At 54.2% G+C, this 12,150-nt stretch carries 12 protein-coding genes; 6 read left to right on the top strand and 6 right to left on the bottom strand.

What is annotated here, in order from left to right; translation table 11 throughout:
- Nucleotides 1–23: 23 nt before the first annotated feature.
- The 4 genes from GGE09_RS13445 to GGE09_RS13430 are packed head-to-tail and all read right to left on the bottom strand — an operon-like array spanning nt 24 to nt 3,752.
- Nucleotides 24–986 carry a TRAP transporter substrate-binding protein gene (locus GGE09_RS13445; protein WP_309746657.1) on the bottom strand — a complete coding sequence of 321 codons (963 nt, stop codon included), beginning with the start codon at nt 984–986 and terminating at the stop codon, nt 24–26.
- Entirely contained in the window at nt 983–1,924 is a 942-nt protein-coding gene (locus tag GGE09_RS13440) for a 3-hydroxyacyl-CoA dehydrogenase NAD-binding domain-containing protein (RefSeq protein ID WP_309746656.1), read from the bottom strand. Before GGE09_RS13440 ends, GGE09_RS13445 begins: the two co-directional genes overlap by 4 nt.
- Nucleotides 1,924–3,195 (bottom strand): TRAP transporter large permease, encoded by a 1,272-nt coding sequence (locus tag GGE09_RS13435; protein WP_309746655.1) that lies wholly within the window; start codon nt 3,193–3,195, stop codon nt 1,924–1,926. The genes GGE09_RS13440 and GGE09_RS13435 overlap by 1 nt, the downstream gene beginning before the upstream one ends.
- A complete protein-coding gene (locus GGE09_RS13430; RefSeq protein WP_309746654.1) occupies nt 3,192–3,752 on the bottom strand; it encodes a TRAP transporter small permease subunit in 561 nt (186 codons plus the stop codon). The genes GGE09_RS13435 and GGE09_RS13430 overlap by 4 nt, the downstream gene beginning before the upstream one ends.
- Before the next feature lie 144 nt (nt 3,753–3,896).
- On the opposite strand from GGE09_RS13430, the gene GGE09_RS13425 reads away from it, so the two are divergent.
- A complete protein-coding gene (locus GGE09_RS13425) occupies nt 3,897–4,595 on the top strand; it encodes an FCD domain-containing protein (protein WP_309746653.1) in 699 nt (232 codons plus the stop codon).
- Nucleotides 4,596–4,640: 45 nt separating this feature from the next.
- Here the strand turns inward: GGE09_RS13425 and GGE09_RS13420 are convergent, their stop codons facing one another.
- Together GGE09_RS13420 and GGE09_RS13415 are read right to left on the bottom strand one after the other, a co-directional pair.
- Nucleotides 4,641–5,693: a ParB N-terminal domain-containing protein gene (locus GGE09_RS13420; RefSeq protein WP_309746652.1), complete on the bottom strand. Its 1,053-nt coding sequence runs from the start codon at nt 5,691–5,693 to the stop codon at nt 4,641–4,643.
- Nucleotides 5,693–7,000 carry an AAA family ATPase gene (locus GGE09_RS13415; RefSeq protein WP_309746651.1) on the bottom strand — a complete coding sequence of 436 codons (1,308 nt, stop codon included), beginning with the start codon at nt 6,998–7,000 and terminating at the stop codon, nt 5,693–5,695. Before GGE09_RS13415 ends, GGE09_RS13420 begins: the two co-directional genes overlap by 1 nt.
- 395 nt (nt 7,001–7,395) lie before the next feature.
- Here GGE09_RS13415 and GGE09_RS13410 point away from each other — a divergent pair, with 395 nt between their 5' ends.
- The 5 genes from GGE09_RS13410 to GGE09_RS13390 all read left to right on the top strand — a co-directional run bounded on the left by GGE09_RS13410 (nt 7,396) and on the right by GGE09_RS13390 (nt 12,105).
- Nucleotides 7,396–8,094 (top strand): DnaA N-terminal domain-containing protein, encoded by a 699-nt coding sequence (locus GGE09_RS13410; protein ID WP_309746650.1) that lies wholly within the window; start codon nt 7,396–7,398, stop codon nt 8,092–8,094.
- A gap of 255 nt (nt 8,095–8,349) precedes the next feature.
- The gene (locus GGE09_RS13405; RefSeq protein WP_309746649.1) at nt 8,350–9,000 is read left to right on the top strand and encodes an XRE family transcriptional regulator; all 651 of its coding nucleotides are present in this window, start codon (nt 8,350–8,352) and stop codon (nt 8,998–9,000) included.
- A 191-nt stretch (nt 9,001–9,191) separates the two neighbouring features.
- Complete coding sequence (locus GGE09_RS13400; protein WP_309746648.1) at nt 9,192–10,079, top strand: glutamine amidotransferase family protein; 888 nt, start codon at nt 9,192–9,194, stop codon at nt 10,077–10,079.
- A gap of 1 nt (nt 10,080) precedes the next feature.
- A complete protein-coding gene (locus GGE09_RS13395; RefSeq protein ID WP_309746647.1) occupies nt 10,081–10,764 on the top strand; it encodes a GXGXG domain-containing protein in 684 nt (227 codons plus the stop codon).
- A gap of 9 nt (nt 10,765–10,773) precedes the next feature.
- Nucleotides 10,774–12,105 (top strand): FMN-binding glutamate synthase family protein, encoded by a 1,332-nt coding sequence (locus GGE09_RS13390; RefSeq protein WP_309746646.1) that lies wholly within the window; start codon nt 10,774–10,776, stop codon nt 12,103–12,105.
- Nucleotides 12,106–12,150 lie beyond the last annotated feature (45 nt).

The raw sequence follows: 12,150 nt of genomic DNA, 5'->3' as shown, positions 1-12,150 counted from the left end.
ACACTGCTCCGGCCCGATCGGGTTTATTGGTTTGCTTCAGCTTCAAGCTCGATCAACATCGGTGCTTTGACGCGCCATTCTTCGTACCATGCATCAATCGCAGGCCCGAACCAATCGCGCCCCACGGTTGTGACAGGCACATCTGTGGCTTCCAACTCGGCTTTGTATTTCGCGTCGATTTCACCGTATTGGCCAACCATATCGTCCAGTTTACGGGCAAAAACCTCGTCTATGATGGCGCGGTCTGCTTCGGCAATGCCCTGCCATTTGCGCCCAGAACCGATAGCCGCCATGGGAAACATCATGTGGTTGGAAATGATGATCGACTTGGCGTGTTCATAATATTTGGTGTTCCACGTGCCTTCCACGTCGATCTGCATCCCGTCCACCTGACCATTGGCAAAGGCGTCATAAAGTGCGGGCAGCGGCATTGGCGTCGGGGCAGCCCCTAGGCTTTGCCAAAAGGCCAGCTCCGGTGCAAACGGAATGGTGCGGATTTTTTTGCCTTTCAGGTCGTCTACGGTTTTCACCTCGGGACCGGTAACGATCATCCGCATACCCGCCATACCCCAGCCAAAACCAACCAGCCCGAAATCGGCCATATCATCCAGCAGTTTGGTGGCGGTTTCACCTTTCAGCAGGGTGCGCGCGCCTGCCACATCATCTACCAGATACGGCGCTAGAAAGATGCCGTAGTTGGGGTTGCGGTTGGCGAATTCACCCAAGGTGAAAAACGCGAAATCCATTGCGCCAGTCTGCAACTGTTGTAGCATTTGTGCCTCGTTGCCCAACTGCCCTGACGGAAAAATCAAGATGTCCACACGTCCTTCGGTCTTTTCCTTGATCTCGGCAGCGGCCTCGGTTGCGGATACGGTCCATTGATGGGGCGGCGGGGTGATCAGGCCAAGGCGGTATTCTTCGGCCATAGCACTGTGCGGCAAGGCAAGTGCAGCCAGCCCCAAGGCCAATTTGTGTAGTCGTTTCATGGTTTCTCTCCCTTTTGGTGGTAATCAGTTTTAATCGGTTTCAAAGCCTTCATGACAACGGGCAAAGCCCTGTCCCGCGCCTGTGCCAAGTTCTGTGGACTGCGGGGATCGGTGTTTTTCATGCCTTCAATCAGCGCATTTGCGGTTTCAGGGTCCAAATCCGGCGTGCCCAGATCGTTCCACATGGCGGAGGTCGCAGGGCCAAGCGCATCCAGATAACCCGCCATACCAGCATCGCCGCCAGATAGATGGAAAACACCCGCAGGCCCCATCAAACACCAGCGCGGCGCAAGCCCTTCACTTACCGCACGTTCCACATCTGCCAGCGATGCCGCGCCGGTCGACACCAGATGCACAGCTTCACGCCACAGGGCAAATTGCAAACGGTTGACCAGATGTCCGGGCATGGGTTTGGCCATCCGTAAAACGGTTTTACCCATGGCCGTATAAAGCGCATCCGCCTGATCCAGCAGTGCAGCGGGGGTACCCGCCTGCCCGACCAGTTCAACAGTTGGCATCAAATACGGCGGGTTGCAGGGATGGGCGATAAACAGACGATCCGGATGCGCCATGCCTTGCGCTATCTGATCTGGCGTGAAACCCGAAGAAGAAGACGCAATCGGTGTATCCGCTGCGATCACTTTCTCTAAGGCTTGTAAGGCCCTGTGTTTAAGCGTTAAATTCTCTGGCAAAGACTCTTGTACCAGATCAGGGCTTGGTGCCTCGGCAACGTCCATCACATGGCACGGCGTTTTTGCATCGGCATGCAAAACGCCAAGTGCCGTCAGAACGGGTTGCGCCGCCGCCCATGTTTCAGCCAGTCGATCAGCCGTTTTCGGGTCTGGATCAGCCACATAAACTGCATGCCCTGCCCCGGCAAAGGCCGCAGCCCAACCACATCCGATCAAACCACCGCCAAGGACTAATATCCGCGCCATCACAAAGCATCCTTAAGGGCAATAGATAAGGACGGGAAAAACGCCAGCAGGATCAGCACCAGTGCAATCGACAGCAGGAACGGCATAATCAGACGTGCGATTCGTTCAGCCCGCACGCCGCTCATTAAGGCGGCGGTGAACAGTCCGGTGCCTACGGGTGGCGTCAACAGACCAAGGGTCAGGTTCAAACAAATGATGACGCCGAATTGGAACGGGTCAATCCCGTAAACCCCCTGCGCCACAGGCAGGAACACAGGAACAATCAGAATGATCGCAGGGATCGGATCAACCACCATGCCCAGCAAAAGCAACAGCACATTCAGCATCAGCAAGAACACCACAGGTGAAGTGGTTAACGACTGCATCCAAGCCGCCACCATCGCCGGCAGGTTTTCAAATGTGATCACCCAACTGAACACTTGCGCCGCAGCGATCAGGAACAGAACCACTGCTGATCCTTTACCTGCACTCACAAAGGCAGGCAAAATCTGGCGCCATGTCATTTCGCGGTAGATAAACAACCCGATAAAGGCGGCAGCGGCGGCGGCAATTGCGGCAGCCTCGGTCGGGGTGGCGATGCCGCCCAGAATGGTACCAACGATCACAATCGGGATAAGGGCAGCAGGCAGCGCATTCCAAACCGCGCGCCCCCGTTCCCGCAGCGCCATGGGCGGTGTTGCGGGGAAACTGTGCTTGCGCCCCAGATACATCACAACCAGAATGAACCCCGTGAACATCATCACCCCCGGCACAATGCCTGCGATGAACAAATCGCCAATCGGCAACTGCGCAATCACGCCAAAGATAATAAACATCATCGACGGCGGAATGATCGGGGCCAGTAACCCGCCGGCCGCGGTGATCGCCACGCTGACATCTTTTGGATAGCCTGCCCGCTCCATTTCAGGGACCGCGATACGGGACATGATAGTGATCTGCGCCACCGTGGACCCAAGGATCGAGGCCATCATCATATTGGCCACCAGATTGACATAAGCCAACCCGCCGCGCATTTGCCCCAGCATCGCCAAAGCCAGCGTCATCAAACGCCGCCCAATCCCGCCAGCGTTCATGAATTCCCCCAGCAAGATAAACAGCGGCAGGGCCAACAGACCGTAATTTTCCATCCCGCCGAAAAATTGCTGGGGGAGGGATTGAAGTAAAATCCAGTTGCCCGTGACCGCGATGTAGACCAACGCCAACAGGATCAGCGCGAAAGAAATCGGGACACCCGCCGCCAGAAATGCAAAGAAACTACCCGCAGCAATCATGACGCCCCCTGCCCTGCCCGCATCAAATGCGCGGCTGTGTGGATCAGCCCTGTCAGGCAGAAAATCGGAAGGATTAACCAGAACCAAATTTTAGACACACCAAGCGTGACCGTCGGTTCCTGATACAAAAAGTTAAATGTCTCACGGGTAAACGCCGTGACAGAACCTGCGCGTAGCAAGGTCAACGGGTCAAACCAGCGCCATAGAATTGCGCTGAGGATTAGGAAAAAAACAAACAACAACAGATCAACCATGCGGGACAACATCCGTCTGCCTGTGGGTTGCAACAGGTCAGGCACCAAAGTCACCGCCAGATGCTCCCGCTTTGCCAAAGCAAGGGACGCGCCGACCAAAGCCACCCAAATCATCAGATAGACCGCCAGTTCATCCACCCAGATCACTGGCTGCCCCATCGCGCGTGAAATCACATTCAGCATCAAAAGTCCGAAGATCGAAACCATCAAAGCCCCGATCACAAAGGACTCGCCTTTTGCCAGAACGGCGCTGCAACGAGCTAACCAGCCCCCATGCGAATCTGCTTGGATGTGTGTTTGCATTGCGTCCTCCTCACGCCGCAAGAAATATCTATATTATGTGATAGTCAACTAAAATATTTACATTTTTAAAATTCTCAGTGTATCCTTAAAATTCTAGCCTAGCGCGTACGGACAGGCTAAACCCCTTCCGTCAGGAGAGCCGAGATGAAAACAACAACCGCCGATTCCACCACAGGCCCTGCAAAGACAACAGCGGAGCGGGCCTATAGATTGCTACGCGAAGACATTGTGTCTGGTGCATTGGCACCCGGTCAAAAGCTGAAAATCGAAATGCTGCGCAGTCGGTATGACATCGGATCCGGCCCTTTGCGCGAAGCAATGTCCCGATTGGCAGGAGATCATCTGGTAGAAATACTAGGGCAACGGGGGTTCCTTGTTGCCCCTTTCACCGCGCAAGACGCCCGCGAAATCGGTGACCTGCGTAAGATGGTCGAAGCCGAGGCATTAGGCCAGTCAATCCCTCTTGGGGATTCAACTTGGGAAGAGCGAGTCATCACCACCTTTCATCGGCTTGAACGGCAGGAAACTGGCCCGGCCCAAGGGGTCGAAGCCCTGTCAGAATGGGAACGGTTGAATCACGCCTTCCACGAAGCTTTGGTCGCCGCCTGCCCGTCCGTCTGGTTATTACGCACCCGCGACAGCATGTTCAAACACCATGAACGCTATCGCAGACTTAGCCGTGTGCGCACGGTTTTAACCCGCGACATTCACACAGAACATCGTGAATTGCTGGATGCAGCACTGGATAAAGATGTGGAAATGGCCCAACGGGTTATTCGTCTGCACATTGAAAGCACGACGCAAGCGGTTGTTCTGGCCATTGAAAATCTGGCGAACGCCTAGATCGTAACCCGTGGATTACCTTACCCCCGTAACCCACGGGTTACTTTAACCGCGCAAGGCCAGTTCAAAAGCACGGATAGCTTGTTCCAACTTGTCCTTAGGGACACTGGCAAAATCCACGCGACTGACGATCCGGCATTCCCCATTGCGAGCGGTGACTTTCATTTCGCCCACGTGGAACTCAAATTTTTCCTTCGGCTCCCGCTTCGACGCAGACGATGTTTGGGCCGGCTTACTCGACGAAGTAAAGGCCGCCAAAACCAACGCCTGATCCTCTCGGCTTTGGCACTCGGACAGCTTAGCACGCAGATCAGCCGCATCCCCCTGACCCGCCTTCAAAGCACGCGCAACATCCACGCCCAAATTCCGCGAGACATCTTTGGGCCATTGCAGTGACCCATCCAGCGTAGTGAGCAAGAACACGAAACTGCGAATGTAAGAGCGTTTCATCTTATGAAGCGAAGCAAAAAGCCGGCCAACCAAAGCTTCGGCATCGCTGCCATCCACCTGATCGTCCTGTGCCGCGGCGATCACAACCTGGGCCATTTCGGCAAAAGTCAGATCCTCACGCACAACGTTTTCTTCGACCATATCAATGTACCGGGTGATCCGATCATCTTGTGCGCGATCAATCCGCGCCAAGATCGTTCCAAAGGCCTGATCGCCGGTTTCATCCAAAAGTTGGGACAACGCAGTGAAACGACGCCAGCCCTTCTTTAGCTGATACCGTCCATCCTCACCCAAAAAAACCTCAACAGGTTCCTTCTGGCCCCGTTCCCGAATAGAGGCTTTGAGTTCGTCCATTTCGGCAGAAACCGCAACAGAGTCCAGTTCCAGCCGGTCACGTGGAAGATCATCAGTGGAAATTTCAGCCAAAGGAATGGCGTGTAAAACGCGGCCTTGTTCAGCTGCGTCGCGGTAGTCTTTGGCATCACGCGCGTTCTGGCGGCGCTGCTCTACCTTGGCTTCGGTTGTTTCTTGCAGGCTGTCTGCCGCTTCACGAACAGCCGCACCCATCGGCCCGACACTGCGCGATGGACGCGCAATCGGCCCCGAGGTGTCCAGCGGTCCAAACCCGAATTTGTTTTTCGACGTCATTACTCTGCTCCCTCAGTCTGGTTGTGTTTGTCCCAAGCGCCCAAAACCGTTTCCAGAAACTCGCCGTATGCACGATCAAAACTATGGCGCGCGCGCTTCCATGTTTCGCGCGTCATATGGCGATAATCCTGTTCGTAGACGGACATTTGAAAACGGCCAGACTGTTCAACAGCCCGCGTCATTTCCACAGGGTTCTGGCACACATCCGCGCCAAACACATTTCTGAACGCATCCATCATTGCGGAATGCAGCGGGTTTGTAGTTTCAAACCGCGTCATCAAGACCCGAATATCGGCAAACTCTTTGGGCAAGGTAATGCCAGCATCTTTCGCCAAGGCCCCGAAACCATCCGAGATATCCGCCATCGCATCGCCCAACTGGCCCAAGTAACTGGTGGTGCTGTCATACTCCCAATAACCGGGGCCTGACGGAATATACAGAATATCCGCCGCAAAAGCCGCATTCAGGGATTGATAGCCGATGGCGGGCGGGCAATCGAAAATGATGATGTCATATTGGTCTTCTGGCAACTCGTCCAAGTAGCGGGCCATGCAGCCAAAAAAGCTCCAGGCTTTGTGCAGCGCACGATATTGAGCCGAGGCAAATTCAACAAATGCTGCGTTGGCGCAAGAGGGAATGATGTCGATTGTTGGCCAGCACGTAGGCTGAATAAAATCCTGAACCCGTTGTGATCCGATAGAGCGCACATCATCGGGCAATTCTTCGGAAGAGGGGTAGGGGCAATCATCGGGGTCGTCATAACCCTCTATAATACGGTCAGCCTCCCGGCACAGATCACGGCACATAATGCCCCAAACCGTATTCCACTCCTTTACCTCGGTTATCCCCATGGAATGGGTCAGCGTGGCTTGCGGATCAAAATCAACACATAAAACCCGATACCCGTCCAAAGCCGCCGCATTGGCCAAATGCTGGGCGACCACAGTTTTACCGACCCCACCTTTAAAATTAGACACTGCAACCCGCATAGCGCGACCCTTCGGGCGTTTGGGCATAAGGGTCTTACCCCGAAATTTCACACGGCGGCGCAGCTCGTTGATCTCTTCTAACGAGAACCAACGTTGCCGACCGTCTTCCTCTGTGACACCTTGGGGCAGGGAAGGATCGTCCATCAGTTTCTTGCGCAGCGTATCCGCTGACACATCGAACATAAACTGGCTAATCTCCCAGATTGAAAAGGGCCGCAGTGCCTTTACTTCGCCGGGGGAAAATGTCGCCCGTCTCACCGCTGCCTGCTGCGTGAGACTACGTTCATTCATATGTTGTAGGTCTTTATGATTGCGCATTGTTCTACTCTTGTTTTTAACACATACTTGTTGAATAACGGGAATTGACGAAAAGAGCAAAACGGAATTTTGAAAAACTTCGCGTTATCCTGTGATTCGGAAAAATAACGCGATATTGGCTGGGTTTCCTTGGCCAACTCAGAAAATAGGGTGACACAAAAGCAACCACATAAGCCCTAATAGGTGACACAGGATGTCCATTAAGGTGACAGCCTGAGTGTCCCCCTTAACCATTAAACCTTAACTAATCCTGCTTTTTAAATTATTTACAGAATATCCCGATATTTCAAAGTCATTGACAAAAAACGGGAATTCGTGCCTTCATCAGTCACAAGCAGAATCGACACCCTTAAAAAGTCGATCACTTACGAGGCAGACAGAATGACAGGCACAAAATGGAACCCAAGCGACTAACCGGTCCGGAAGCCGGATCGCTGAAGTATGACATACTTACAGCCCTAACCCTATTGGGACTTCACGGCACCGCAACCGAACAAACTTCGATGATGCGCCTTATCGCATTGATCACAGCACGCTATAACTGGCGGGCGAATGAATTGACCGTGGGACAGCGCGACATCGCCAGAATGTGGGCGGTTAATGAAAGAACAGTAAAGCGGGAAATGAAGCGGCTGACGGATGCGCAGATTCTTGTTTGCAAAAGATCCGGTGTTCGGGGCAGGGTAGGGGCCTATACACTTAACCTTTCAATTGTAGCGAAACTGTCTGAACCATCTTGGAAAGCTGTCGGCCCGGATTTTGAAGAGCGCATGGCAATGAATGCGCCCGTCAAAACTGCAAATGTGGTGAAGGTTGATTTCGCAGCGACTCCAGCATCCAAACCTGAAGACGTGGTGCCAGACAAACCAGGGACGTGGCGGGCGGTACAACGCAATCTGCGGGCCAATGATGAAGCGGTTTTCCAGAATTGGTATGCCCGTCTTAGTCTCACAAAGCAAACAGGCGGAGTGGTGGAACTTCTAGCCCCAAGCCGATTTGTTGCAAACTACATAAAAACCCATTTATTTGATGAACTGCACCGTGCTTTGGAGCAAGAATTCGGGATAATTGAAGAGATCCGCATAACAACCTGAAAAACTGGTTTTATTGGACGTAATTGGAAGATGTAAGGTGGGGCGCTTTGGTTGAAAAATGTACATCAAACCGCCGTTACTAAATGACGCTCAGAATCGGCCTTAACCTTAACAGCCCCAGTCTAGCCCATGAAAAAGCGTGGCTCACTCTTCGGGCTTTGCATTTAAACTGGAATGTGGCCATTTTGTCGAACCGTTCGCCGTGTCACTCCACACCCACAGCATCGAACTTATTCCGCCTAGAAAGGAAATCCCTTGCCAACCCCTTCCTCTGATAAGGCGAATATCCCACTAAAACAAAACCCCCATAAAATAAGGGAGCGGCGGGAAAATAATCTGGAACTGGCCATTGGCCATGAGGTGCGCACCCAGCGCAAACGCCAACGCTTGACGGTGAATGACCTGTCAGAGAAAACCGGAATTTCAGCCGGTATGTTGTCGAAAATTGAAAACGGCGTCACCTCGCCGTCCTTAACCACTCTGCAAACTTTGACCAAAGCACTTGGCGTGCCACTGGTTTCCTTTTTTGCGGGGTATGACGAACCGCGCGGTGTGATGCATGTGAAAGCGGGCGAGGGTGCAGAAGTACAACGATCAGGCACTCGGGCCGGGCACCAGTATAATTTGCTAGGGCACATCGGGGCAAACAACAGTGGCGTGGTGGTTGAACCCTATCTTATTACCCTGAGCGAGGATTCAGACGTTTTTCCTGCGTTCCAGCACGAAGGCATTGAGACGATCTATATGCTAGACGGGGTGGTGGATTATCGTCACGGCGATAAGCTTTTTCGATTGGAACCGGGGGACAGTCTGTTTTTTGATGCCGATGCGGTGCATGGGCCAGAAGGTTTGGTGACGCTGCCGATCCGATATCTGTCTGTCATCAGCTATCCGCAAAATTCCTAACTCCATCTGGAAACTGCCAGAAATGCACGCAGCGCTGACAAAGCCGCCTAAAGATTGTGCAGGCAAAAGGAATAAGTTGGCGAGACCCTGAGCGGAATTTAAATTCCTAGAATGAATTTTTATTTCCTGTTAGGCATTAAGTGCGGCGCGACTCAATCCCTGAGTCGCTAAAAAATAAGGTGGAAAACGGAATGTGCGGAATTGTCGGTTTGTTCCTCAAGACAGATAGGCTGCGCCCTCAATTGGGGAATTGCCTGACGGATATGTTGATCACGATGACGGATCGCGGTCCTGACAGTGCTGGCATCGCAATTTACGGGGATAGCGATGCGTTCAAACTGACGGTGCAAAGTGACACGCCGGATTTGATTTTCCCGGCCGTGTCGACCTGGCTGGAGGAGCACGCCAAGGACGCAAGCCTGCGGGCTATTGATACACATGCGGTGATTTCACTGCCTGACACATTAAGCGAAACTGTTCCCACCGCTTTAGCCGCCCAATTTCCAACGCTTCGCATTATGGGTGGCGGTACGTCGATGGAGATTTTCAAAGAAGTCGGTCTGCCCAAAGATGTGGCCGACCGCTTTGGCATCCGCGCCATGGATGGTAGTCACGGCATCGGCCACACCCGTATGGCGACTGAAAGTGCCGTCACAACAGACGGGGCGCATCCGTTTTCAACCGGCGCAGATCAGTGTCTTGTACATAACGGATCACTGTCCAACCATAATTCCCTGCGGCGTAAACTGGCCCGTGAAAACGTAACCGTATCCAGCCAGAATGACAGCGAGGTCGCGGCGGCCTATCTGACTTGGAAAATGCGTGAGGGTGCTAATCTGGGGCAGGCGCTAGAAGCAGGCCTGAACGATCTCGACGGGTTTTACACCTTTGTTGTGGGGACGAAAAACGGCTTTGGCGTGGTGCGTGATCCCATCGCCTGCAAACCCGCCGTTCTGGCCGAAACCGACGACTATGTGGCCTTTGGCAGCGAATACCGTGCTTTGGTGAATCTGCCCGATATTGAAACCGCACGGGTCTGGGAGCCAGAACCCGCAACCGTCTATTTTTGGGAGCGATAAGATGCAGACCATCGACATGGCAACAACCGAGTTGCGCGCGCTGAATGCGACATTGCAATCCCAGTCGCAACAGACAAATGAAACCGCTTGGCAGGTGTTGAACCCGCGCGGGGCCCATGCGCTGGCCGTCGGTCTGGATGCGCCGATAGAGGTGCAGATCAATGGTCCGACGGGCTATTATTGCGGCGGTATGAACAAGCAAGCGACGATCAAGGTCAAAGGCTCGGTCGGGCCGGGGGTTGCGGAAAACATGATGTCCGGCACCGTGGTGATCGACGGGGATGCCAGCCAATACGCAGGCGCCACGGCCCACGGCGGATTGTTGGTGATCAAAGGCAATGCCAGTTCGCGCTGCGGTATTTCCATGAAAGGCATCGACATCGTGGTGCATGGCAACATCGGCCATATGTCGGCTTTCATGGCGCAGAAGGGCAATCTTGTGGTGCTGGGCGATGCTGGCGACGCGCTTGGGGATTCTTTGTACGAAGCCTGTTTGTTCGTGCGCGGATCGGTCAAATCACTGGGCGCGGATTGCGTTGAAAAAGAAATGCGGCCCGAACATCTGGCGATTTTGACGGACCTGCTGACCCGCGCCGAGGCTGATGCCAAACCCGAAGAGTTCAAACGCTACGGGTCAGCCCGCGAGTTGTATCATTTCCACGTCGACAATGCGTCGGCTTATTAAGGCTTTGACATGAGCGATAAATCCATTCCCCAAACGCTACCCCGCCAGTCAGCCACGTTCAGCAATGACGTGAATTCCGAAATCCGCCGCGCAGCTGCCACGGGCATCTATGATATTCGCGGTGGTGGCGCAAAACGCCCTGTGCCCCATTTCGACGACCTGCTGTTTTTAGGGGCGTCTGTGTCGCGCTACCCTTTGGAAGGCTACCGCGAGAAATGTGAAACCAAGGTTACTTTGGGCACACGTTTTGCCAAGAAACCGATTGAATTGGACATCCCGATCACCATCGCGGGTATGAGTTTCGGGTCTTTGTCCGGCCCCGCAAAAGAGGCTTTGGGCCGCGGCGCATCTGCCGCGGGTACATCCACAACTACTGGCGACGGGGGCATGACCGAAGAAGAACGCGGTCATTCCAGCAAGCTGGTCTATCAATATCTGCCATCCCGCTATGGGATGAATCCTGACGATCTGCGCCGCGCCGATGCTATTGAAATTGTCGTCGGGCAGGGCGCCAAACCCGGTGGCGGGGGCATGTTGCTGGGGCAGAAAATCACCGAACGGGTGGCTGGCATGCGCGACCTTCCTGTGGGGATCGACCAGCGTTCGGCCTGTCGGCACCCTGATTGGACGGGGCCTGATGATCTGGAAATCAAAATTCTGGAACTGCGGGAAATCACTGGTTGGGAAAAACCGATTTACGTGAAAATCGGCGGCGCGCGTCCCTATTATGACACGGCCTTGGCGGTAAAAGCGGGCGCTGACGTGGTGGTTCTGGACGGTATGCAAGGCGGCACTGCGGCGACGCAAAACGTGTTTATCGAACATGTGGGCCTGCCGACGTTGGCCTGTATTCGCCCGGCGGTAAAAGCACTACAAGACCTTGGTATGCACCGCGAAGTTCAACTGGTTGTTTCGGGCGGCATCCGTACTGGCGCAGACGTGGCCAAGGCGCTGGCGCTAGGGGCCGATGCGGTTTCAATTGGCACCGCTGCCCTGATTGCACTGGGGGACAATGATCCCAAATGGGAGTCCGAGTATAATGCGCTTGGCACCACCGCTGGAGCATATGACGACTGGCACGAAGGCCGCGATCCGGCTGGCATCACCACCCAAGACCCCGCGCTGATGCAACGTCTTGATCCGGTGGAAGCAGGCCGCCGTTTGCGCAACTATCTGTCCGTTCTGACCCTAGAAGCCCAAACCATCGCGCGGGCCTGTGGCCACAATCATGTGCATAATCTTGAACCAGAGGATCTGTGCGCACTTACCATGGAAGCGGCCGCAATGGCGGGTGTTCCGCTGGCGGGCACAAACTGGATTCCGGGGCAGGGGGGCTTTTAACACGGGGGGGCTTGATGGCCCCCCTTTCGCATCAAGACCACAAAA

It is taken from the genome of Roseobacter sp. N2S, from assembly GCF_031454055.1.
GTDB lineage: Bacteria > Pseudomonadota > Alphaproteobacteria > Rhodobacterales > Rhodobacteraceae > Amylibacter.
Note: the sequence above shows the minus strand (reverse complement) of the source record. Positions and strands in the feature narration are given on the sequence as shown.